22 protein-coding genes and 2 tRNA genes are annotated in these 25,762 nt (G+C 29.7%); 2 read left to right on the top strand and 22 right to left on the bottom strand.

The genetic code is table 11. The features are described from left to right. Nucleotides 1–2: 2 nt before the first annotated feature. The 3 genes from GXK57_RS16585 to GXK57_RS16595 form a co-directional block, all read right to left on the bottom strand. Entirely contained in the window at nt 3–272 is a 270-nt protein-coding gene (locus tag GXK57_RS16585; RefSeq protein WP_128212298.1) for a metal-sensing transcriptional repressor, read from the bottom strand. Between the two features lie 359 nt (nt 273–631). Continuing rightward, nucleotides 632–1,390, bottom strand: a complete 759-nt coding sequence (yaaA, locus tag GXK57_RS16590; RefSeq protein ID WP_160678513.1) for a peroxide stress protein YaaA — start codon at nt 1,388–1,390, stop codon at nt 632–634. A 216-nt stretch (nt 1,391–1,606) separates the two neighbouring features. Next, nucleotides 1,607–2,020, bottom strand: coding sequence for a CBS domain-containing protein (locus GXK57_RS16595; RefSeq protein ID WP_128212296.1), 414 nt, complete (start codon nt 2,018–2,020; stop codon nt 1,607–1,609). Between the two features lie 196 nt (nt 2,021–2,216). Between GXK57_RS16595 and GXK57_RS16600 the strand changes: the two genes are divergently transcribed. Beyond that, a complete protein-coding gene (locus GXK57_RS16600; RefSeq protein ID WP_160678515.1) occupies nt 2,217–2,678 on the top strand; it encodes a hypothetical protein in 462 nt (153 codons plus the stop codon). A 98-nt stretch (nt 2,679–2,776) separates the two neighbouring features. Here the strand turns inward: GXK57_RS16600 and GXK57_RS16605 are convergent, their stop codons facing one another. From GXK57_RS16605 to GXK57_RS16695, 19 genes are all read right to left on the bottom strand, one after another. Beyond that, the gene (locus GXK57_RS16605) at nt 2,777–3,676 is read right to left on the bottom strand and encodes a 3'-5' exonuclease (RefSeq protein WP_160678517.1); all 900 of its coding nucleotides are present in this window, start codon (nt 3,674–3,676) and stop codon (nt 2,777–2,779) included. Nucleotides 3,677–3,957: 281 nt separating this feature from the next. Then, on the bottom strand, nt 3,958–5,388 hold the full coding sequence (gene lexA / locus GXK57_RS16610) for a transcriptional repressor LexA (RefSeq protein WP_160678519.1): 1,431 nt from the start codon (nt 5,386–5,388) through the stop codon (nt 3,958–3,960). 99 nt (nt 5,389–5,487) lie between these two features. After that, complete coding sequence (locus tag GXK57_RS16615) at nt 5,488–6,444, bottom strand: M28 family peptidase (RefSeq protein WP_160678521.1); 957 nt, start codon at nt 6,442–6,444, stop codon at nt 5,488–5,490. Between the two features lie 158 nt (nt 6,445–6,602). After that, nucleotides 6,603–8,393 (bottom strand): MutS family DNA mismatch repair protein, encoded by a 1,791-nt coding sequence (locus tag GXK57_RS16620; RefSeq protein WP_160678523.1) that lies wholly within the window; start codon nt 8,391–8,393, stop codon nt 6,603–6,605. Nucleotides 8,394–8,704: 311 nt separating this feature from the next. Continuing rightward, nucleotides 8,705–9,601, bottom strand: coding sequence for a zinc ABC transporter substrate-binding protein (locus tag GXK57_RS16625; RefSeq protein WP_160678525.1), 897 nt, complete (start codon nt 9,599–9,601; stop codon nt 8,705–8,707). 96 nt (nt 9,602–9,697) lie between these two features. Next, nucleotides 9,698–12,475 (bottom strand): AAA family ATPase, encoded by a 2,778-nt coding sequence (locus tag GXK57_RS16630; protein WP_160678527.1) that lies wholly within the window; start codon nt 12,473–12,475, stop codon nt 9,698–9,700. After that, a complete protein-coding gene (locus GXK57_RS16635) occupies nt 12,465–13,604 on the bottom strand; it encodes a DNA repair exonuclease (protein WP_160678529.1) in 1,140 nt (379 codons plus the stop codon). Before GXK57_RS16635 ends, GXK57_RS16630 begins: the two co-directional genes overlap by 11 nt. A gap of 207 nt (nt 13,605–13,811) precedes the next feature. After that, nucleotides 13,812–14,030, bottom strand: a complete 219-nt coding sequence (locus GXK57_RS16640) for a hypothetical protein (RefSeq protein ID WP_160678531.1) — start codon at nt 14,028–14,030, stop codon at nt 13,812–13,814. Nucleotides 14,031–14,236: 206 nt separating this feature from the next. Continuing rightward, nucleotides 14,237–14,431, bottom strand: coding sequence for an alpha/beta-type small acid-soluble spore protein (locus GXK57_RS16645; protein WP_160678533.1), 195 nt, complete (start codon nt 14,429–14,431; stop codon nt 14,237–14,239). Nucleotides 14,432–14,523: 92 nt separating this feature from the next. Further along, entirely contained in the window at nt 14,524–14,919 is a 396-nt protein-coding gene (locus GXK57_RS16650) for a hypothetical protein (RefSeq protein WP_160678535.1), read from the bottom strand. Nucleotides 14,920–15,178: 259 nt separating this feature from the next. After that, nucleotides 15,179–15,254, bottom strand: a tRNA-Trp gene (locus GXK57_RS16655). Between the two features lie 285 nt (nt 15,255–15,539). Next, nucleotides 15,540–17,198 (bottom strand): peptide ABC transporter substrate-binding protein, encoded by a 1,659-nt coding sequence (locus GXK57_RS16660; protein WP_160678537.1) that lies wholly within the window; start codon nt 17,196–17,198, stop codon nt 15,540–15,542. A gap of 57 nt (nt 17,199–17,255) precedes the next feature. Continuing rightward, on the bottom strand, nt 17,256–18,230 hold the full coding sequence (locus GXK57_RS16665) for a dipeptide ABC transporter ATP-binding protein (protein WP_128212282.1): 975 nt from the start codon (nt 18,228–18,230) through the stop codon (nt 17,256–17,258). Nucleotides 18,231–18,239: 9 nt separating this feature from the next. Next, nucleotides 18,240–19,280, bottom strand: a complete 1,041-nt coding sequence (locus tag GXK57_RS16670; protein WP_160678539.1) for an ABC transporter ATP-binding protein — start codon at nt 19,278–19,280, stop codon at nt 18,240–18,242. A 12-nt stretch (nt 19,281–19,292) separates the two neighbouring features. Beyond that, nucleotides 19,293–20,210, bottom strand: coding sequence for an ABC transporter permease (locus GXK57_RS16675; protein WP_160678541.1), 918 nt, complete (start codon nt 20,208–20,210; stop codon nt 19,293–19,295). A gap of 15 nt (nt 20,211–20,225) precedes the next feature. Continuing rightward, the gene (locus tag GXK57_RS16680) at nt 20,226–21,149 is read right to left on the bottom strand and encodes an ABC transporter permease (RefSeq protein WP_160678543.1); all 924 of its coding nucleotides are present in this window, start codon (nt 21,147–21,149) and stop codon (nt 20,226–20,228) included. Nucleotides 21,150–22,062: 913 nt separating this feature from the next. After that, nucleotides 22,063–22,138 (bottom strand) — tRNA-Trp (locus GXK57_RS16685). Nucleotides 22,139–22,394: 256 nt separating this feature from the next. After that, nucleotides 22,395–23,015 carry a CBS domain-containing protein gene (locus GXK57_RS16690; RefSeq protein WP_160678545.1) on the bottom strand — a complete coding sequence of 207 codons (621 nt, stop codon included), beginning with the start codon at nt 23,013–23,015 and terminating at the stop codon, nt 22,395–22,397. A 170-nt stretch (nt 23,016–23,185) separates the two neighbouring features. Continuing rightward, a complete protein-coding gene (locus tag GXK57_RS16695; RefSeq protein ID WP_160678547.1) occupies nt 23,186–24,109 on the bottom strand; it encodes a zinc ABC transporter substrate-binding protein in 924 nt (307 codons plus the stop codon). A 306-nt stretch (nt 24,110–24,415) separates the two neighbouring features. Between GXK57_RS16695 and GXK57_RS16700 the strand changes: the two genes are divergently transcribed. Continuing rightward, a complete protein-coding gene (locus GXK57_RS16700; protein WP_160678549.1) occupies nt 24,416–25,654 on the top strand; it encodes an HD domain-containing phosphohydrolase in 1,239 nt (412 codons plus the stop codon). Nucleotides 25,655–25,762: the final 108 nt, after the last annotated feature.

The following is a 25,762-nucleotide window of genomic DNA, read 5'->3' on the forward strand; positions in this document are numbered from 1 at the left end:
CTCTATTTATCTATTAATTTATCTAAAATATCCATTACTTCGTTTATCTTTTCTTCTTGATCATATTCTCTCCTAATAGCTGCTTTTACACAATGAGTCATATGCTGTCTCAATATTAGTTTATTAGCCCTTTTTAGAAGCCCTTGAGACGCTATTATTTGATTAGATATATCTATGCAATATCTATCCTCTTCAATCATTTTTATGATGCCTTCGATCTGTCCTTTGCAAGTCTTGAGAGCCTGAAGAGCTTTCTTCTTTTCGTCGTTCATACCACACCTCCACCTCACCCCCCTATGGGGGTGGTATGCTTATATATTAATACTGCTAATTTAAATTGTCAATATTAATATTTTATTTAGACTAACTTTTTATCCATGTGATTTTATTAAGGCATATTGCAAAATACTGCCTTAGAATATCCTTAGCACTATTTAGTGAAGTAATGTAATACCAATAAACTATTTTAACACAGCCTAATTTAAAAAGATTCTTTTTAGGTTAGCATTTATATTTTAACTTAAGTTAACCTTTTTTAGCCCCCTAATAAATTTAATACTGTTGATTAAATTAAGTGATTTTTTGCACAAGCTCATCTAAGCATCGGATGACTGACCACTCAATTTAATAATTACCTTAAAAACACAAGATTATTTTTTGAAGACATTTCTTCAGAATAGCTATAATCTTCCAAATCAAAATTCTTAATTTCTTCTAAAGACTCTACTTTGTTTTTTATTATGTAGCTAGCCATTAATCCTCTTGCCTTTTTAGCATATACAGGTATTATTTTATATACTCCTGCTTTTCTATCCTTAAAGGTTATATTTATTACTGGATTTTTTACATAATCCTTTACGACTTTATAATATTCCTCAGAAGCAAGATTCAATATAATCTTATCCTTATGATTTTCTAATTCACTATCTATATCCTTAGCTATCTTATCCTGCCAAAAACCATATAGATCCTTGCTAGCACCACTCTTTAACTTAATACCCATTTCTAGTCTATAAGGTTTTATAGCATCTAATGGTCTTAGTATTCCATACAATCCAGATAAGATTCTTAAATGACTATCTGCATACTCCAATTCTTTTACTGTCATATCATTGGCCTTTAGCCCTCTATAAACCTCTCCTTTAAAAGCCAAAATAGCTTGCTTGTCTATATCACTCATATCTTCCTTCCATTGAAAGTATCTGGTATGATTCAATTCAGCTAACTGTAAGTTAATCTTCATTAATCTGCTTATGTCTTCCGGTGTCTTTTTTCTTAACTCATCTATAAGTACCTTTGCTTCAGCCAAAAATTTTGGAGTTGTTAACCTTAAATCTATACTAACCTCTTCAAAATCCAGCGTTTTTGCTGGGGATATTATCATCAACATGCTTTCCACCTCTTGTTCATATGTCACTTACTGAACTTACTGAACTTACTAATTCTCGTTATTAGTAATTATCTTTAATAGAATTATATCATAATTTTATCCAAATGATAATAATTATCATATTTTTATTCATCTTAAACAGCTGTTCTAAATTATCGAAATTACTAGTCTTATCTATCAAAAAAGCTACCCCCATGGATAGCCTTTTAAACATATTTATGCAATTGTACTTTTTAATGTATTGTAGCAGTAATTTATTATGTCACTTCTTTTTATTATACCTATAAAGGTACCGTTATCATCTACTACTGGAACAAAATTTTGCGAAATTGAAAGAGAGATTATACTTTCTATATCTGCATTTATTGAGACGCTTTTATGATTAACTCTTCTATATATTTCTTTTACCTTCACATTATTAGTGTTTTTAAAATTTAGATCTGGTGTATTTTTTAGCTTCCAAAGAAGATCCCCTTCAGTAAGAGTTCCAACATATTTACCATTTTTATCAATCAAAGGAATAGCTGTGTAACCGTGATGCTCCATTCTTTCCATTACCTGTCTCATGGTTGCATCTGTATTCTCATATATTACTTCATTTTTAGGTGTTAGAAAAAATGCAATATTCATACCTTATCCTTTCCAAAAAGAAAATATTATTATAGTTTACTATAATTATTCTAACATATATATTGCTCAAATGTTATAACAATTGTATTAATTTACACTTTATAAACATTAGCAATAATCCCTTCGAAATGCTGACATAATAAAATTGTAGTATATTATTCCTCTCAAATGGAATAATAAATATAGGAGTGATTTTATGAAAAAACTTTCACTATTGCTTTTTGTATTTATCAGCTACGTCATACTTTTCACACCATTAAAAAAATGTAATGCTACAAATACTAATAAACCATATGTAAGTTTTGAAGGAACTTGTAAAGATACTTGTTTAGTTAATCTTAATAAAATTAGATCAAACTACTCCATGTCACCTTTTTATTTTTCTTCTGATTTAGATACTAAAGCAACTCAATACCTAAATAAGCTTACCATAGAGAAAGATACTTTTACATGGAATGATGCTGACAATAATACTGTGTTTTGCATATATAGAGAAAGACTAACTCCCCCTCTTCAATATGACAATAGATTAGTAGCTAGCATCTTACTAGATACTTACAAACAAGAACTATTAAGCACAAATATATCAAACATTGGCTTATGCGTAAGATGTGATAATAACACTTTAACTTATGTTTTTGCCTTTAAGTATAATTAATTTCAGTTAGCAAAAATACAAATTCTTTTGAATTATACTTTTGTGCTAGCTTTTTCCTACATGGTATATTTCTAGACAGTAAAAAAGCAAACTACTAATTAGTTTGCCTTATCAAATTTATAGTAGTAGTCAGTATACTCCATATCATTAAGTATGCTATTCACATTACTATATATTTCATCACCGCTTATGGTTTTCTTAACTATAACCTCTTGAAGTACTTTTGTATTACATTTTGGGCACTTCCCTATACCCATGAATCTCCAACTAAAAAGTTTCAATGGTCTTTCAATGTTAATTTCCGTCTTGCATTTTGGACATCTATAATCTAACTTACTATTATCAATCTCATAATTTTGAAGATCTTTTACCATAATAGCAGGCATATTATAAACATCTTTTACAATATAATTTTTTATTATTCTATTATTAAAAAGCCTCTTAAATACTTCTGAGGTATAAAGCGCATCATTTAGAGCATCATGAAGCTTGCTTTCATCAACTCTTATCTTTAGCTCTTCTAAAGCATTCTTTAAACTTAAAGATTTCTTATGCGCCAAAATCTTAGTGGCATATTCTTGTATATCTAAATATTCCTTTAACCAGCCTACCTCTTTATAGTTATGATAACATGCATTTCTAAATATCTCTGCTATATCATCCTTAGCCCAGGAACATATTATCGAATCATTATCAACAAATTCCCTAAGTTTGTCCATAGCTTCAATAAAAGTTATTCCTGAACTTAAATTAGTTTCAGTTATACCTGTTATTTCAGTTATTTTGGGATTTAAAACTTTAAATAAAGCTGGTCTTACATAGGTCTTGAAATTCCCTATAAAATTCATCATCTTATCAAGCTTAACTGCCCCTACTTCTATTATTTCATTTTCCAGCTGGGCTTCTTTAAGGTCTCCATACATGTTATAAAAATTAGGATAATACTTAGTTATATTCTTTAGATTATTAAATTCTAAATCAATTATAACATATCCCATTGCCTCATCCCCTCATCATATCTCTTATTATAATTATGCCATAAATAGTTATTTATTTCACTTTTATTTAAGCGATAAAAATAAAATTTTTACTAAAAATTCCTATACATACTTATATATAAATTTATACAAAATCACTATTTGTATATAATAAAAAGACCACTATTTTTATTAGCGGTCTTTTTGCACATCAGTTTTATCATAAACATATAATAATAAATCATGTGTAAATCATATTCTGTTTATTTTCTTTGTATCCCCAATATATTAAGTTATAAACTCTATATTTGCTTAATTACGCCTATAGCAACTCCTAATATAGAAGCCTCCTTATTTTCCAAGGATATAGGCTGATACTTTGGATTTTCAGGCATAAGATATGGAGTCTTATCTTTTAAATTTAGTCTTTTAAGTGTAGCACTTCCTTCAATCTCCGCTGCTACTATATCATTATGGTCCGCTGACTGCTGCCTTCTAATTACAACAAAATCTCCATCATTGATATTAGCATTTATCATACTATCACCCTTTACATGAAGTATGAAGTTGTCCTTTTTTCCTCTAATCCAGTTATATGGTATATAAAAATTACTCTCTTGCTCTCCGTTCATAGGTATTGGCTCACCAGCTGCTATATCGCTATACATTGGTACTTCTACTAAATCATCCTCTTTTATAACCTCTTGTTTAGCGTTCCAATCGATTATAACTTCAGGTTTAGTAGAGGCTCCATCTATTAGAAATGAATGTTCACTTCTATGTTTAAGATTTATATATTTAAACTTTTCTAGTGAATATTCATTGGCCTTCTTGCTGGCAACTGAGGTAAACCTATAGTTCTTTGATATTTCAATATCATCTAGATAGTTTAGCTTTATTCCATTCTTAAGCCAAGCATGTCTTTCCGTAACATCAATACTATTTATCAGATAAGTAAATGATGAATAGTCCTTTTTGTCATAGAAAGATCTTATGAAATTGAGCTCACTTCTAGTCAATTTCTCACAGTTATCTAAAAATATATGTATATATTTATTATTACCCTCTGCTACCATTGCTTTTGCTAGCTCAACCTTATCATATTTATCGATAAGTTTTTTGTCTTTCATCATTTCTTTATATTCTATATACATCTTATATAGCAATTCTCTTACAATGGAATTCTTTCTTATAGGCTTTCCTCTTCCTTTTCTATTGACTTCCATGTATTCTTCTTTAGACAGCAAGCTAGCTTTTATCCATTGTATTTCGTCCAATAGGAAATATACAGAACTATTCTTTAAAGTCTTTATCTTGTTTATTCCGTTCTCATTGATGCTAAGAACCTCTTTTAAAAGTGATATTTTATCTGCTTCAGATATTTCATCTAATGACTGCTTATTATTTGATATGTACTTGTTGAAAAATACATCAACTAATTCATTTAGAGATAAAAACTCTATATCATTATCCATTAGCGAAAATAAGGTTATATTACTTGTTTTTATTTTTTTAACGGTGGAATCATAAAATGATTTAGCACTGATTTTGTTTCTATAATCATTGGTAACGAATACTATCTTATCACTTTCATACAAACAATAATTATTCTTTAAATTCATAGTACGATATAATGCAGCTGAAGTCTTTCCTGTATGTAAAGAACCTTTTATTACTTGTACACCGAGATGCTTAGAATTTATAAATCTATTTTGGTTTCCTTCAAAATTCATTTGTTTACCTCCGTACATGTTTAAAAAGAAAAAAATTATATTGAATTTGAAAAAGTTTATTCAATATAATTTCATATAATATATTAATTATATACTAATTTAGTAATTTATTAAATAGTCCTTTAGATTTTTTACTATACAGCTCATATAATCGAAATTAATATTTTTAACTCTGTCATCCTCTTTATTAATATCATCAAACCTATACACTGATGTATCTGTTACAAGTATAGTTTTAAATCCATTTTCCGAAAATGAATAACTATCTTTAATATCTGACCCAATAAAAAGACCTTCTTTTATAGACTTAACTGGTACATCACAGCTTTTTTCAAAATAGTTAGTAACACCCTTAGTCAAGCTTTCCGAACTAGAATTTCCTACTATAGCTAAGAAGTTACCTTTGTTAGGCATCACTGGGCCTATAAAAGGATATCGTTGGGAAAGTGATTTATCAGAATAATATCCTAATGAATCTAATATTATAACACTTTCTATATTTTGTTTTTCATTCTTTATGTAGTCAGCGTATATTTTACTCCCCATCTGATTAGTGTTAGCAAATACTTTTTCTCCGTTAACGAAAGCTGCAAACCTCACATTATAATTTGAATTACTATCCTTATACAGATCAGCTAGAGTTAATAATGCAGAAATACCAGTAGCGCCACCATCAGCAGCTGCAGTGGAAGAATCATAGTGAGCTCCTACAAGTATTGTTTTCGTGCTTTTACTGTTATTTACACAATTCTTCGTTGCTGTAATATTAGAAAAGGTTCTATCTCCAATTTGAAAATCCTGTACGCATATGTTATATCCCATAGATTTAAATTTGTCCATTATGTACCTTTTGCTTTTTTCCAAATTATCGTAATTATTATAATCTCTAGGACCTATGTCCTTGCAGAACTTATTCATATTATCTTTTAAGCTGTTAACTACAGCTTCGTCCCCTCTAACATTAGCTTTAACAGATTTTTGCCAACCATAAGTCGTAGATGCTAAAAGGAATAAACTTAAAACTAAAACAACTACCCAATTAACTTTCGTTTTCATATTTCACCATATACTCTTTAATTATTTATATAATAAAACTCCAAAACGTATACTTAACAATCAAAACATTTTGGAGCTATAGATGTACCACTTCCAATATAAGTGGTACATCTTTATATGTGTATAATTCTACTATTATCAATAGTTACTGTCAATAACTAGATGTTTATACCAGCCATTCTCATCAAGTAAATGGCATTTCTAGTAGTAGACTTTCCTTTTCTAAGCTTGTAGTCAAACTTAATCTCATTTTTATCATAATGTTCCCTGAAATTATAGTTTATTATTCTTCTATTTTTCTCTTCTAAATCGCATAGTTCAAGGTCATGAGTAGAAACAAGCCCTATAGCCTCTCTTCCACTAAGCTGATTTATTAATATCTCCGCTCCTGTATGTCTATCCATAGAATTAGTTCCCCTGAATATTTCATCTAGCATAAACAATACTCTTTCTCCTCTATCTGTAGCACTTATTAGTTTCTTTATTCTTAATATCTCTGCATAAAATGATGAAATATTCTCCTCTAGGTTATCCCCTATTCTCATGCAGGTGTAAATATTTACCAATGGACAGCTATAAGCCTTACCGTTAACAGGCGCTCCTATATACGTAAGAATTGTATTTATTCCAATTGTTCTAAGGAAAGTACTTTTTCCAGACATATTTGAACCAGTTACTAGCATTATTCTGTTTTCATTATTTAACTTAAAGCTATTTGAAACAGCTCTTTTTCCTAGAAGTGGATGACTTACTTCCTCACCTTCTAATGATAAGTCTTCAACTATCTCTCCATAATTCCACTGTTCATTATCTCCACTTATGTTAGAAATAGAACTTAAAGCTTCTATTTCTCCTAGAGCCTCTAGCCAATCTTCTAATCTATCACTATTTTTCCTTCTCCAGTGCTCTAGCCTTGTCAACAAGTGATAATCCCAAAGCAAAGCTACATTTATTATTATATAAATCATATTTTGCCTATCAGCTATCTTATTAGCAATGGAGTTAAGCTCCTTCATCTCTTCAGTAAAATTAAAATCTTGATTTATAAGCCTTGATTTTATAGATTTTAACTTTTCACTGTTAAACTGCTCATCCTCTACTATTTTAATCATGTTAAAATAAGTATATATACTACTTTTTAATTCATACACTATATCTAATGCTTCATTTCTCTCATTACTTCCTAATTTTAGTACTATAAAATTAAGTATACCTACTGCCACTGGAAATACAGACTTAACGTAATTAGTGAAAAAATATAATAAGCTTAATGCTATGAATGCCACTGGTAGTAGTATAATAGCTATTTTCATTAATGGCGACAAAATATTATCGTTCTTCCCTTTACACCATTTTAAAAAATGGGATGTATCCCCTAACGCTGATTTTTTTAGACTTCCTTCTACCTGAAGCTTTTGCCTAAAATCTATATTATTGCCAAGTTCTTTTATAGCGCTTTGTCTACTATAGACTTCATCCTTTGTAGGCAATTCATGTAAAGTAAGCATTGCGGCAAGTTTCTTCCTACCATATAGAGTTTTTGTAGTATTTATCCATTGAAACAAGGAACTTCTACCAAATACATCTAGATCATTTATAAAAGGATGATTAACATCTAAAAATTCTTCTCCATCATCCTCAAAGCTTCTCCACTCACCATCAACCCTTTTTATGCTTTGTTCATTTATCTCTATATATTTTTCTTTTCTAGACTTATCCTCTAATTTTTTTGAATGTAAATACACAAAGTATACAAATAAAATTATTGATAACACCAAAAGTCCATAGAATATATAGCTCTTTCCAATATAATAAATAAGAAAACTTATGGCTATAATAACGAGGAATGTAACTAGCCTTAATAAACTTACCACATTACATTGTGATGCTATTTCTTTGTATATCTTTTCTCCTTCAGATTTTCTCTTCTCATAAAAGTCTTTATCCATTTAGTACCTCCTGAGTTCTTCATTTAACTAACTAAATTTTAACATATTCTGTAACTAAATATATAGTTTTCTTTTCTTTTTTTCCGCATTTGCCCTTTATTAAATAGGTGAATTTCTTTAGAAAGGCACATACTATTCATTCTTATTATTGCGCTCAAATTAGTATTTAAATCCTATATTGTATAATCATCTGTAACTTTATCTAATAAAAGCTTTTGAATATCAAAAAAGATTATGGGACTATTACTAGGATTATAAATAGCTAGTTTTACAAGCTATTTATATATGTAGTAATGTCTCATAATCTTCAGTTACTTTAGACTATTATATATTTTATCAAGATTAGCTTTCATACTTTCATAGTAATCCTTATTATCTTCTTTGCTTTCAATAGTATATATACTTTGAACATTAGCTCCAACCTCGTTGGCTAAGGTTTCTGATACTTTAGGACTGGCTAATTGTTCTGCAAATATAGTTTTTACTTTATTGGTCTTACAGAACTCTACTAATTCCTTAAGCTTCTGTGGAGTTATCTCACCTTCACCAAATACATCTTCCACACTTTTTTGAGTAAGTCCAAAGTCTCTGCATAAATACCCAAAGGCCTCATGTCCTGTTACAAAATCCTTATTACTAAGCTCTTTAAACCTACTAGCATTCTCAGAATAAAGGTTATCTAGCTTTTCTGAGAATTGCTTATAATTCTTCTCATAATAATCTTTATTTTTTTCATCAGCTTTTACAAAAGCTTCTTTTATATTATTAGATTGTATCTTAGCATTCTTTAAACTAAGCCAAATGTGAGGATCTATTTTACCCGCTGTTTTTATTGCCTCTATTCCTTTTGAACTATCTATAAGTTGAATTTTATCCTTATCTTCTATAGTATCTGTAACTTTATCTAGCCACTCTTCCATACCGAGACCATTATATATAAATATCTGTGACTTATTTAATTCTATAAGATCTTTACTCTTTGGCTCAAAATCATGAGGTTCCATACCCTCAGGTACCATCATATTTATATCTATTTTATCTCCACCTATAGCCTGTGCAAATTCCTTAAGAGGATTTATTGAAACTGTCACCTTTAGTTTTTCATCACTCTTTTGCTCTGTTTTTTTTGTACATCCTATCAATCCTACTGATAAAGATACAGCAATTACTCCAAAAATTACTTTTGACAAAGCTCTTCTTTTATTCATATTGGCACTCCTTTTGCAAATGATTTGCATTTCCTTAAAAAGTATACAATCTATAAAGAGTATTGTCAATATTAGACTACAAAATTCATTAATATTTTATAGGTTTATTATATTAACCTTTTCTCTGTCAGATAAGATATCAACTTCTCTTCTTTGGCAGGTAAACAATAATACTTGCCTTTTATAAGAAATATCATATAAGTAATCAAGAATATTTTTTAATCTTATATCATCATATTGTACAAAAGCATCATCTAAAATTATAGGAACATTCTTATCCTCAAATATCATATCAATAAGAGCCAGCCTTAGAGCTATATAAGCTTGATCCCATGCACCATTACTTAGATATTCAGCCTTTATATATCTACCATCAATGCTTTGTTTCACCGTTATATCAAAATTCTCAGTTACCTTTACATCTTCGTATTTTCCCATAGTTATTTTACTAAATATAGTTGCTACTTTTTGATTTAAGATAGGCCCAAAACTCTTTTGTATTTCTTTAAAGGATTCATCCATTACTTCTTGAGCAATCTCAATGGCTTTGACTTTTCTTTCGTATTCTTTTATCTGTTTTCCTACAAATTCTATATCCTGTTCTATAACATCAAGTCTTCTACTACTTAAAAATATATTTTTAATGCTATACTCTATATCTTTAATAGATTTTTCCACATTTAGCAGCTCTACTTGTTTAATCTTAATCTCATTCTCTATATCCTCTTCATTTTCATAAGAAAACTCATTAGTCTCATTGATTATTTCCTTTATTTCTTCCTCAATAGCTTGTATATCTCTATCCTTTAAAAGCACCTTATAAGTTTCTTCTATAGAATTAAGTCTCACTATAAGTTCTTCTCTCTGCTGTAATTTAAATCTTAAATTCTTTATCTCCTCGATTATGTCTTCCAACCTTATATGCTCCAGTGATAAAGTTCTTAGTTTTGTATATATAGCTTGTTTTTTTTGTTCTATATCACTTAAAATATATTCAACATTTTTTCTAATTGCCTCTGCTCTATTATTTAGTTCCAAAACTTCCTGATTAATAATTTGGTATTGTTTCATATTTTGAACAAATTCTTCTACGTTGCTACTTTTAGTTATTGATAGAACTGAATTTATAATCTTTTCATTTTGTATAGCAACATCTTCTAGTTCATATATATTTATATTTTTAATACTATTCTTTTTTTCATTAATTATTGCTTCTAAAACCTTAATTTCATTCTTATAATTATCAAAAGAGTTTAAATACTTTTTGAAGTCTATGTAATTCGAACTTTCTGCAATATCAAAGTATCCGTTCAACTTTTTTTCATATTCTTCTACCGCATCCCTCAGTCTATCTATCTCTCCTTGTTCTTTAAAATTATTTGTTGCTTGTTCTAAAGAATATTTATTTTTATTTATAAAGATATAGCTTATCATAGAAATCACCATAAAACCTAACGATATAGGCATAGATATACCTAACAGTATTAATCTTAACGAGCCTATTAATATGAAGACAGCAGCAAAAGCAACCATAAGTACAGCTACTATCTTTAAAAAAAGATCCTTTGTTTTAAATCTTTTTACGTCCGTCTCGTTAACCTTTACTTTTGACTGTCTATCAATAAGAAATTTTAATTCCTTCAAACTTTCCTCATAATTATTGAGAAGAGTATCTATACTTTCTCTTTGCTCTTTTATCACATTATAGTCTTTCAAGTTACCTATTTTACGCTCTATCTCAATCTCTATTCTGCTTATTTCTTCATTTGTATCTAGTACTGTGGATATTTTTTCTTCTATATGCCTTTGTTCCATGGACACTTTTATTACTTTCTCATCTATATCAGAATCAAAGCTTTTAAAACTGCTATATAAGCTCAAATAATTTCTTTTAGACTCTAATTCTTCTAGCAATATTCTCTCTTCTTCAAGCTTTTGATTATAGTTATCTAATAAATTAAATATACCCGCAGTCTCCTCTTGAAGTTCATCTAAGAAGTGATAATCTACTATTCCATTATCAGAAACTAAATTGTGTTCATACTCTTCTTTTTGTTTTTTTAATTGTTGACTTTTCTTTAGATATTCAGTTATTTCACTATACTCTTCTTTTAATTTAAGCCTCTTCAAATGCTTCTTATATATTTCTAGCTTTTTTATAGCTATCTCTAGTTTTTCCTTTTTTGAATTAAGCTCAAGATACATTTTTTCATTATCTAAATTAGCTTCTGCTAGCTTAAAGGCATTGTTTCTTTCCTCCAAAAGATTGTCATATCTAATCCTAAGCAAATCTAACTTTCCACCTTTTCTTTGGGTGACTAAGCTCTTTTTATATTGCTCTAAGGTGTTTTTAGCTTTTTGGTAGGATATATTTTCATTTCCTGTTTGAAACGAATTACTTATCTTATGAATAATATCATCCTCTTTTGAATTCTTCACTTCTCCACTAAGCTGCCTAATAAAAAGTGTATTTTCAAATGCTTGAGAGTTAACATCAAAAATATACTTCCCTACCCCATCATTGTTCATAGCTTCAATCTCTTCACCTGTTATTGAATCTATTGCCTGAATTGTATCTTCTTTTTTAGTGCTACCAAAAGTTCTTCTTATTAAGTATTCATTTTCCCTATAACTAAAATCAATTTGTCCCTCTGCTTTATTATCATTAATTGATAAATATCTCAATCTTTCGTTTTCCCTCAAATCCTTTATTCTTTTGCTGCTCAGCCCATAAAAACAAGCCTTTATAAAGGTTTGAAGAGTACTTTTTCCTGATTCATTTTCTCCATAAATAATATTAAATCCATCTTCAAAGTCAATATTCTTTTCTACAACTTTACCAAACTTCGTTACATTTATTCTTCTAATTATCATCTATTACAATCTCTCCTTCAGAAAGACTTTGTATTCCAAACTTTAATGCTAGCTCATATATATCTTTTTCCTCTTCTTCGCAACTACCTAGCTTCTCAATTAATTTCTTAGCGAATATTCCTTTAATAGAATTTTCTACTGTTACTTCATTTACATTAAGTTTAATTTTAGTAGAATCTTCTACCTTTACAAAATAAAAGTATTCACTTAGTTTATTAGTTAAAATCTCTATATCTAAGTTAAATTCTTCTTCAATTTCACCAGTTAGAACAATTTTATATAAATCCTTCTCCCTACTCTCCTTATTTATTGCTTCTAATACTCTAATTTTTATATCTTCATAGTTTGTAATATTAGCTACATTGATATTTTGAATGTTATAACTTCTCTTATTCATCGGAACAAACCTGAGATCACTATAACCTTCACCTATTTCCCCTATAATAATACCTTTCTGTCCTAATTCATCAAATCCTCTACCTTCAGGGCAACCGCAATATGCGTAAAGAGTATCTCTAGACCTCTTAATTTCTGAAAATTGATGCTTATGTCCTAGGGCTATATAATTCATTGAAGAATTTCCTATATCCTCAACAGTTATTGGATTATATTCATTTAAAGAATTCGATGCAGCAACTTCCCCATGAAGAACCATTAACTTTATAAAATTTTTATGTTCTTCTAGGATTTTAAAATCCATAAGCATGGATTTCTTAATATAATTAGTTGTAAAACCTGCTCCGTACACTACTACATTTTTATCCTTAATTACATAGCTACTAAACCCTGAGTCAAATATGTGAACATTGGACGGCCATTCTATCATCTTATAAAAAGATCTACTATTTACTGGATCGTGATTTCCTGGAGAAATAAATATATCTACATTAGGGATACTTTCAAATCTTCTTCTTAAAAAATCTAACGTACTCTTTCTCACTCTTAAGTTATCAAAAATATCACCTGCTAATAGAACAGCATCTACACCCTCTTTATTAGCAAGTTCAATAACTGAGCTAAAAGTTTCTTGAAGCTCTTCTTTTCTTTGTTCTGAAACATCAATTGGTAAATCTGAAAAAGGTGTGTCAAAGTGCAAATCACTACAATGTAATATTTTTATCTTATTCATATCTTCCTCCGAAAAAACAGCTTAGTCATCATACGTCACGAACTTTTGTTCTCATTTTAGCATAAATGAAAATTAAAAAAAAGAGGCTATGCCTCTTTTTAAGTAGATAAACTTATAATCTAAACGTATTAAATATAACTTTATATAAACCAATAACAAATAGCTATAAAATAACATAAAAATATTGAAGATTTGCACCAAAATCCTCTACTTGTATATATTTTGTCCAAAGGATGCCTTATATGGATAAATATCTTCTACACTTTTTCCAAGCTTCTCCGCAAATTCTTCCGCATCCACTTCTTTTATGGCTTCTCCATTTTTAAAAACTTTAACATTATAAATCTGTCCTTCTTCATTTACCAAAAATTCGCTGTCATAACTTGAACCATCGTCGAAAGTAACTGTACCTCTTTTCCAGTTCATAAGTTAATCCTCCCTATCAATAAGAATTCAAGAAAAATATACAAGTTGCTAAAAAATAAAATATTAAAGAGGCACAATTTCTTGTGCCTCCGGTATTAGAATACTATCTTCCTGGTGGTACATCATTACCCATAGTAACTCCTCCCTTTTAGGTCAGATTACTTTGCTTACGATTTACCTGCAAAGATTTTAATCCACTGTGATTATTATCTAGTAGTTAAGTGGCCCTCGTATTCCTCTACCATTCTTTTCACCATTTCTCCACCGATGGAACCACATTGTCTTGATGTCAAATCTCCATTATAATCACTTAATGGAATTCCTAGTTCTCTTGCTACTTCTGATTTAAACTTGGATAAACCTTGACTCGCCTCAGGAACTAATTTTCTTGACCTTGACATATCTCATTCCTCCTTTGGTTTTGAAGTGGTTAGTAAACAACTTCTGTTTACACTATTATATTAACCACAAGGAAAATTTATAGTCTATTTAATTAAATGCAGTTTTGGCACTTATTTCTACTAAACTCTTTAATTATATTAATAGCTTCTTTATTATTGTTCACGAATACAGGATTAATACCTGATTTCTTAATAAACTTTTTAAGCTGATAACTTCCTATTATAGATTCAGGTAATATTATTATGGAAATGCTCCACTTACCTTTCGAGAGACTTTCTAAAAACTCGCAATACATATCACTTACTTCAGATTTTATAAGCTCTAAATTTGAGGTATCAAGAACTAAAATCTTATTTTCTACACCTATATTTTCATTAATATCTATGTACTCTTTCATCATATATGTGAGTTCTTCAGTTCCTAGGTAACCTTTAATCATATTTCTTATAATAGCTTTTTTTCTATAATATCTAAAGTAATAATACATATTTTCACCCCAAATTTGAAACTAAATATCTATGAATAGCCTCGATGCTTATTACAATTATTAAGAACAATTACATATATTCACATAAACTTAATTATATCATATTTGAAATATTTTGTAAATTAAAACAGAAATTTAGGTGTATTTCTCATTTGTTGTAGTATTAATGCATAATCATATTTTTAGACTGTAAAAAAAGAAAAAGGTCTCGAATATTCATAAATACTCTAAGACCTTTCTCTTCTACCAATTTATCCTTTGGCAGGGGCAGTAGGGATCGAACCCACAACCTACGGTTTTGGAGACCGCCACTCTACCAGTTGAGCTATACCCCTATAATAACGCTTACAAATGATATAATACCATTATTTTAGATTTTGTGCAATAGTCTATAACTAAAAACTTTATTTTTTTTGTATCTGACTTTTCCAATCAATATGTGTAAAACCTGACAGGTGAATAAGATCTTTTTTACTCTTCACCTTAACTAGCTGCTCTAAAGGTTTGATATCACTAAGTTTATCAAACAAAATACTTTAATACCGTCCTTAAGAGTAAAAAAACTGCTGACAAATTGTCAGCAGTTTAAATAATATATAAATATATATTATATGATTCTACTATTTTTCAGCAGCTTCTACAACTGTATTTCTGAAGTATACGAATCCTAATGGAGACTTTTGAACATCTTTTATGTTGTTCTTAAGTGCAAGAACATTAGTATAGTAGTATATTGGCATTATTGGTAGATCATTCATTAAAATGTCTTCAGCCTTATGCATTGCTTCAGTTCTCTTAGCTGGATCTGTTTCTTTCTTAGCTGCATCAACTAACTTATCATATTCTGGATTTGTGTAACCTGGATTGTTGTTACCACCGTTAGTGTAGTACATATCGATGAATGTCATAGGATCATTGTAGTCAGCGATCCATGATGCTCTACATATAGCAAAGTTATGCTTAGTTAAATCATCTAATTGAACTTTTCTTTCTTCATTAACAAGTGTAACATCTATACCTAGGTTCTTCTTCCACATATCTTGTATAGCTTGAGCTATGTTTTGGTGACCTTGACCAGTGTTGTACTTGATTTCAAGTTTAGGGAATCCCTTACCTTCTGGGTATCCAGCATCAGCAAGTAACTTCTTAGCACCATCAACATCAGCTGTAGCTTTTAGGTAATCCTTGTTCTTAAATTCCTTAGCAGCACTATCAACTATTCCCTTAGGAACAAAGCTAGTTGCTGGAAGTTCTCCACCCTTTGTAACACTTTCAACTATTGCTGTTCTATCAATTGCTAAGCTTAATGCTTTTCTTACATTAACATTATTTAAAGCTTTTGCAACTTCTGGAGCAACATTCTTACCAGTAACGTTAAAATCATAGAAGTATGTTCCTAAGTATGGGTAAACCTTAGCCTTACCATCTTTGATTAAACTTTGCTTTTGCTCTGCAGGTAATAAATCAGTTGCATCTATATCTCCAGATTCAAAAGCATTTAATGAAGCTGTTTCATTGTCTAACATTGTGTATTGGATCTTGTCAAGCTTAATGTTTGACTTATCCCAATAGTTGTCATTCTTTACGAATGTCATATGGTCTTTTTGAGCATATTCAGACATTTTGTATGCTCCATTACTTACAAATGACTTAGGATCATTTGCCCAACCTTCTTTATTTGCTTCAACTATATCTTTTCTTATTGGGAAATAAGTTGGGAATGCAGTTAAAGATAAGAAGTATGCAGTTGGAGCTTCTAAATTAACTTCTAATGTATAATCATCAACTACTTTTATACCTAGGTCTTCAACTTTAGCTTTACCACCATTATATGCTTCACCATTCTTTATATAGAATAATTGATAAGCATAATCTGAAGCAGTTTCTGGAGCTAAAGCTCTAGACCAAGCGTAGTAAAAATCGTTAGCTGTAACGTTCTTACCATCTGACCATTTAGCATCTTTTCTTAAATGGAAAGTGTATTTTAATCCATCGCTTGATACATCATATTTCTCAGCAACACCTGGAGTAACCTTGTTGCTCGCATCTACATTTTCTAAACCTTCAAATGCATTAACGTCAACAATTCCACCTTCAACTGAGTTGTTTAAACCTGGATCTATTGTCTTTGGTTGAGCCCCTAGATTATATTTTATAATCTGATCAACCTTTGCTGTTGAAGAAGTTTCATCTTTCTTTCCACAGCCTACAAAAGTTGTTCCTACTACTAAAGTAGCAAGAATTAATGAAAGAACTTTCATTTTATTTCTTTTTAACATTATTTTACCCCCTTATTAGGAAATTTGTATAATTTATTTAAATTAATTTATACCTTTTTAATATAAGTGACATGCAACAGAATGATCTTTGCCTACCTCTTTTAACAATGGTGTAACTTGTGAGCATATAGGCTTAGCATATTTACATCTGTCTTTAAATCTACATCCAACTGGAGGATCAATTGGAGAAGGTGTTTCACCTTGCAATACGATTCTCTTATTCTTGCTTGCCATATCTGGATCCGGTATTGGAATAGCAGATAACAAAGCTTGAGTGTATGGATGTAATGGCTTGCTATAAAGTTCATTACTTTCACCTATTTCAACTAAGTGACCTAGGTACATAACACCTATTCTATTAGAAATATGCTTAACCATTGATAAGTCATGAGCTATGAATAAATAAGTTAATCCTAGATCATGCTGCAAGTCTTCAAGCATATTTACAACTTGAGCCTGTATTGAAACGTCTAATGCTGATATAGGTTCATCACAAACTATAAATTCTGGATCAACTGCTAGAGCTCTAGCTATTCCTATTCTTTGTCTTTGACCACCAGAAAATTCATGCGGATATCTTGAACCATGATCTCCGTTAAGTCCCACTTTTTTCAAAAGGTAAGTAATTTTATCATTTCTTTCACCTTTTCCCAAAAGCTTTTGAGCATCTATAGCTTCACCAATTATGTCTCCAACAGTCATTCTAGGATCTAGTGATGCATATGGATCTTGGAATATCATCTGCATTTTTTTTCTATAAGGTAACATATGTCTAGGAGATAATTTCGCTATATCTTGACCATCATAAATTATTTGACCTTCTGTTGGTTCATATAATTTAATTATGGTTCTTCCAGTAGTAGTCTTACCACAACCAGACTCTCCTACGAAACCTAAAGTTTCACCTTTTTTTATACTAAAAGAAACATCATCTACTGCTTTTACATTAGATATCTGTGTACCTAGTATACCCTTCTTTATAGGGAAATATTTCTTTAAATTCTTAACTTCTAATAATATTTTATCTTCCATTTTTTCTGATTACCTCCCTGTGCCTTTTGGAGATTCTTCTACTGTATCATCAGGCAATTTTCTTTCAACCTTTGGTGCCATTGGGTGGTTTAACCAACATGATGAATGATGATTTTCCGATATACTAAACTTTTCTGGCATAGCCTCCATACAAACCTTCATTGCATACTGACATCTAGGAGCAAAAGGACAACCCTTAGGAGGATTTAATAAATCTGGTGGTGTTCCTTCTATCGGCTTCAATCTTTCTTTAGTGTCTAACTTTGGATTAGGAACACTATTTAAAAGTCCCCATGTATATGGATGTCTTGATCTGTAGAAAATATCTTTTGTAGTTCCGCTTTCTACTACTACTCCACCATACATTACATTTATTCTATTACATATATCTGCAACAACACCTAAATCATGAGTTATTATTATGATAGATGTATTCAACTTATCTTTTAATTCTTTTAATAATTCAAGTATCTGAGCTTGAATAGTAACATCTAATGCTGTTGTTGGCTCATCAGCTATTATAAGTTTAGGATTACATATAAGAGACATAGCTATCATAACTCTTTGTCTCATACCACCTGAAAACTCATGAGGATATTGGTTAAGTCTTTTTTCTGGGCTTGGTATTCCAACTAAACTAAGCATCTCAACTGCTTTCTTTTTAGCTTCTTCACCAGTAATCTTAAGATGTTTCTTTAATGGTTCCATAAGCTGATCGCCAACAGTCAAAACTGGATTTAATGAAGTCATAGGATCTTGGAAGATCATACTTATCTCATTTCCTCTTATTTTTTCCATCTCTTTATCTGTAAAACTGCTTATTTCTTCACCATTAAAAACAACTTTTCCCTCTTTTACCTTACCACTTTCAGCAAGTAATCTCATAATGCTCATCATTGTGATACTCTTACCACTACCTGATTCACCTACGATTCCAAGTACTTCTCCTTTGTTCAAATGAAAAGATACTCCTCTCACTGCCTTAACTTCTCCTACGTGTGTGTAGAAAGAAGTATGTAAATTCTTTATTTCAAGTATTTTTTCATGCATTATATTTTCCTCCTACTTTCTCATCTTAGGGTCTAAGGCATCTCTTAGCCCATCACCAAGCATATTAAACGCAAAAACGGTTATACAAATTGCTAAAGAAGGAATAATTAATTGTGATGGATGAGTTCTCATCATTTCAACAGCTTCAGATGCTAGGGTACCCCATGAAGCCTTAGGCGCAGATATACCTACACCTACGAAGCTTAAGAAAGATTCAGTAAAAATAGCTTCTGGTATTGCTAAAGTTAATGTTACTATTATAGAACCCATACTGTTTGGTATAAGATGTCTAAATATTATGCTAAATGGCTTAACACCAAGTGTCTTAGCAGCCAATACAAATTCTTGTTCTTTTAAAGTTAATATCTGACCTCTAACAATTCTGGCCATTGTAGTCCACATTGATATGGTCATTGCTATTATTATACCTTTTATATCTCTTGAACCTAAAGCAACACTTATAAGTATTACGTATATTAGCATAGGTATTGAGTTTAGTATATCTACTATTCTCATCATCACCATATCTACCCAACCACCAAAGTATCCTGAAACACCACCATATATAATTCCTATGATTACGTTAAGTGCACTGGCAACAAAAGCAACTGTTAGAGAAATTCTTGCACCATATGCAACTCTAGTAAAAATATCTCTTCCAAACTTATCAGTTCCGAAGAAGTGGTGCATGCTTGGCCCTTGGTTTGCTATACTAAAATTTTGTGTTGAATAATCATAAGGTGAAAACATTGGAGCAAATATAGCCAGTAGCGTCATAAGTATAATTACAATTAAACCCATTAGAGCTAATCTATTTTGCTTTAATCTTCTCCAAGCATCTTGTAAATATGTCATCGAAGGTCTTGCAACACCTTCTTTATCTTTTTCATTATCTGGAACTAATTCAAATAGATCCTTTGTAAATTCCATTATTCCACGCCTCCACTAATCTTGTATTTTAATTCTAGGATCTACAAATCCATATAAAATATCAACAATTAAATTGCATAATACTAAGAATGCACAGTAGAAAATGGTTAATCCCATAATCAAAGTATAATCTCTGTTACCAATACTTGTAACAAATTCTCTTCCTAGTCCAGGTATTCCAAATATTGACTCAACCACAAAGCTTCCTGTAAGTACTGATGCTAAAAGTGGTCCTACATAAGTAATTATTGGAATCATTGAATTTCTTAGCGCGTGTTTGCTTATTACCACTCTTTGTGATAGTCCCTTAGCCTTTGCAACTCTTATAAAGTCTTGTCTTAGAACTTCTACTAAGCTTGACCTTGATAATCTAGAAACGAAAGCCATTGAATATCCACCTAAAGCTATAGTAGGTAAAATATAAGAAGCTGGTGTTTTTAATCCTATAGCCGGAAATATTTTAAATTTTATAGCAAAGAAATAAGTTAAAAGTGTAGCCATAACAAAGCTAGGTACCGTTACCCCTATTGTGGATATTACCATAGACACTCTATCCTGCCACTTATTTTCCTTTAAAGCAGATAGTATACCAAGTAATACTCCGAATACTAAAGAGAAAATTACTGAAGCTAATCCTAATCTAGCTGAAACAGGAAAGAACTTCTTAATAACATCATTAACTGTTGTTCCTTCATATTGCATTGAAGGCCCTAAGTCACCTTTAGTAATAATAGTACTAACATATGTTGTATATTGTTGTCCTAGAGGCTTGTTTAATCCAAATTTCTTATTCAAGTTTTCAAGTATAGAAGGTGCTAATTTCTTTTCTCCAGTAAATGGTCCCCCTGGTATTGCTCTTATTAAAAAGAACGTTGCAGTAATTACTATAAATATAGTAAGTAAACTTATAGCAATTCTCTTTAATGTGTATTTAAACATTTTTTAAGTCCCCCTTTAAATATGTTTATAGATGCTAAATCTTAATTTACTCTTTTAATAAATTCATTTTCCTAATAAAAACCTTTAAATTTCAATACAAAGTAACTGACTAATTATTTTGTATCACTATTCCTCTACTAACATCTCCTCATTCATTGATATTTTTCTTAAGTTTATATAAGAAATTATAGATACTAATTATCATTTTGTAAATACATTTTTGAATTTATTATTAACTTTAAATTTTTAGGCGCAATATTTTATCTTTTTAATATAAACTTTTAAATTTTATCTATAGTAAACATTTTCATATCCACTTATTTCCCAGTTTTATAATATTAATCATCTCAAAAGCCTCTAGATTAGCTATATTTGTATTAAAATTATTAAATTAATAATTTTAATACAAATATAATAGAAACTAATAATTTTGCTAATAGCATTAAAATTATTAGTCTCTATTATAATTAAATAAAATCAATATGTTGTATTTTATGTCATCTAATCCTTGTACCAAGAAGGTTTTTATAGTACATAATGGGAATTTTATCTAATGTACAAATCTATATTATAACTTGGTAGTATTTTTTTATTTTTATAAGATATTAATCAGTTTAATTTTTATGAATTTCGCAATTTTGATAAAAACATAATTATATTAGTATCCTCATAGTATTATTTAATCTTCATTTACTATTTAATTTCTCAAAAAAACCTTAGAAAGGCTCGTTTATATTCAAAGTCTTTATAAATACTAGTCAAAAAAACTTTTAAAAGAAATATATATTTCTTTTTTAAATCTAATTGTCAGCAAAGTTTTCTACAAAAAAAAAGAATACCAAAGAACCTTTCTTTAGTATGAATGTAATTTATTAAATAAAAAAAGCTAGTAGAATAAACATTCTACTAGCTTTGGCAGGGGCAGTAGGGATCGAACCCACAACCTACGGTTTTGGAGACCGCCACTCTACCAGTTGAGCTATACCCCTTCGAACAAATAAGATTATATAACATATATATAAATAAAGCAACATTTTTTTGTACTTATTTTTCATTACATATTTTTCATCTTTATAAAAGATATATTTATAAAGATCTATAACTTAGATCTAAAATCTATTTTCAAAGCTATTTACTCTCTAAAAAGAGAGTAGAAAAATATAAATTCGCTAAAGCGATTCACTTTAGCGAATTTCTTTACACACATATTTCTCCTGAACGTACAAAAAATTTATGTTTATATAATTAGACAACTTTAAAGCCAGCTGCCTTAACCTTATCTTTTATAATTTCTAAGTTATTAGTCTCCATTCTAACAACTATTTCTTTTACATCTGTAACACTCTTTGGATCGATTACAACAAAGCTGACTATATCAGCCTGATTTTCTGTAAGTATCTTGGATAGTCTAGATATTTGTCCTGGAACATCATATGCTGTTACTGCCATTCTTTCTCCTTTATTAAGACCAAATACATTTGTATATTGCTCAAACACTGCATGATGAGTTAGTATACCAACAAACTTATCAAATTCGTCAACTACAGCTACAAAGGAAACATGAGTTTCTTCTAATAGGGCAACTGCTTTTTCAACTTCTTCATAAAGATTTATCTTAGGAATATCTTTTCTTAAAAGATGTGATACTGAAAAATCTTCTAAAAGACTTTTCTTATCCGCTCCCTTTTCAAAATAGAACTTATAAATAATATCTTGGGCAATTGAACCTTTAAAGTATTCTCCGTCTACTACAGGAATAGATAAGAATTTGTTTTTATCCATTATCTCTAAAGCTCTTCCTATAGTTGTATCAGATGTGACTGTTATTAAATCTTCTTTTGGCAATATTATAGTTTTTACTAGCATATTCTCTCCCCCTTTATTCCCTTATAATTATATTATAAGGCATTTATTATGGTAATTATATATTATTTTTTAAAATTATCCAACAATTTAAAAAATTCTTTCACTAATAATATTAATGAGTATTTTTTGATAATTATATACAAAAGTCGCAACAGGATTGAATAATCCCATTACGACTTTTCTACTAAACCTTTAAACTTTGATATTAAGTTATAAAAAAAATCTTTATACTTATCTGAATACTCAGGTATCTTAATCTCCATATCTAAATATGTAACGCCGCTAAGTCTATTTTTAAATGCTCTAAACTTTTCTTCATCACTATATAATATTAAGTTTTTATTTGAGTCCTTATTAAAATCTTTTTCATACTCTTGTATTTTAGAAAAATCTGTAATCTTAGTAGCATTAATCCCCAAGTATTTTATTATATAATCCAAGTCATCATCCGTTGTATATACATTATATTCTTGAAGATCACTAGAAGCATCTTTCAAATCATTAGTTATTTTATCAAATTCATCGGTTACTTCCTTATAATTCTGCTCGTAAAACTCTCTATTTTTAGGATCTTTATCTTGTATTGCACTTTTCAAATTGTATAAAAATATTTTATATTCATCAGGGCTCAACCAATAATAAGGATTAATCTTTATTTCATAACCATTTATATTCTGTGGCTTAGTATAATTCAAGGTTTTAGTTCCTCTGGATAGATTTACAATACCAACTTTGCCTTTCTTCAAACCATCAATAAATTCATTAATCCAAGGCTCTGTACTAGTTCCCATATATAGAAGAAGATCATATTTTGAAACATTATCTAAGGAGTCATTTGAAAACTTAAAGTTCATTGAATCATTTCTATTATTGAACATGTAACTGACATTATGTTTATCTTTTACGATTTGTTTGGCAGAATTATATATAAATTTATTTGTAGTTATTATATTTAAATATACATCCCTCTGCTCTACAGTACTGTCAACAGAATTAACCACTTTAGGTTTGTAATATGTACTTATAAATATGAAGAAGATTATATTTATACCAATCAGTACAAAAGTGAATTTTTTCATATCAAACTTTTTCATTACTTCACCTCACTTTTACCTACTGTATATTTTATATCTAAACCAATCTAAATTCAAATGCATCTAATAAATAAAATTATTAATTTAATTAAAGATGTACTAAATTCGATGTAAAATCTATTTTTAATTCTACTTTGATTGCTGAGCCCCCCATTAGAAATTAAAAAAGCAAAACAGTTTTAAGAATTTTGTTTAATATATTTATTACAATCTGTATATAATTATAATTTGTTCACTTTCATAATGACATTATTGTCAAATTATGATAAAATAATATTCGACAATTTTCTTAATGAGGTAAGCATTATGCAAGTTTCTATTGATACAATAATACCTGCTTTATCAATAACAGTATCTCTAGCAGAGATGTCAGTTGAAAAGGTTGTTAGAGAAAACTTAAACGGGGTTACAATCCAAGATATTGAACTTGACAATTCTACATATCACTCAAGACGTGCTTCATATATAGCGTTGCAACTTGGAAAAGCTCTTAATCTAAACGAAAGTAGTTATAAAGACCTGTACATGTGCTCTTTACTACATGATATAGGATATGGAAATGTATTATATAAAAATTATTCTGCTGATGAAATAATAAGCAAGCACTGCATCGAAGGAGCAGATATAGTAAGACATATTCCAAAGATATGTTATCTTTCAGATGCTATATTATATCATCATGAACATTGGGATGGAAATGGTGTTTTTCAAATAAAAGGAGACTCTATACCTATAATAAGTCAAATCCTTAGAATAAGTGACATAATAGACTCTGAATATAGTACTCTTCTCCCTTATTTTAAGCAGAAGGATAAAATTAAAGAATTAATTTTAGAGAACGTTAACAAGATATTCTCTCAGGAAATTTATGAAGCATTCCTCAAGGTTAGTCATACGGATGAATTCTGGTTAAACCTTGCAAACAACCGATATCTAGAATTAGTCCTAAAAGACCTCATCCCTTCTATAGATATCAAATTAGATATCCATGAGTTAATATCTATCGGTGAAATTTTTGCAGATATGATAGATGCAAAAAGCACCTTTACAGCAACTCACTCAAGAGGAATAGCTGAATTAGCTTATCTAGTATCTAAATATCTTGGATACGATGATGAGAAGTGCTTAAAGATGAAGATTGCAGGTCTTTTTCATGATATTGGGAAGCTAGCAATACCTTCTTACATATTAGATAAAAACGGACCACTAGATGGAGATGAATTCTCCATGATAAAGTCTCACGTATATTTTACAAGACTGATTCTTTCTTCAATGAATGGAATTGAAGAGATCTGCGATTGGGCTTCTAATCATCACGAAAAACTAAACGGTAATGGATATCCAAGAGGTGTAGTGGACAATTGGCTTTCTGAAGAATGCAGGGTAATGGCTGTTTGCGACATATATCAGGCTCTTACTGAAGATAGACCTTATCGTAAAGGTATGAATAAAGGCATGGCTTTTTCAATCTTAGACAGCATGGTAGAAGATGGATCGGTTTGTGCTACTGCAGTTAACAATTTAAAAAATGCTATTGGACAATAGCTAGAGCTTTATATACCACTTCATTATTAAAATAATACCTTTAGGTTATTATAAAAATTATAATAACTTAAAGGTATAATTTGCAAATGAGGTGGTATATTTTTAGAT

This window comes from Clostridium sp. C8-1-8, from assembly GCF_009928445.1.
Classification (GTDB): Bacteria; Bacillota; Clostridia; order Clostridiales; family Clostridiaceae; genus Clostridium_AR.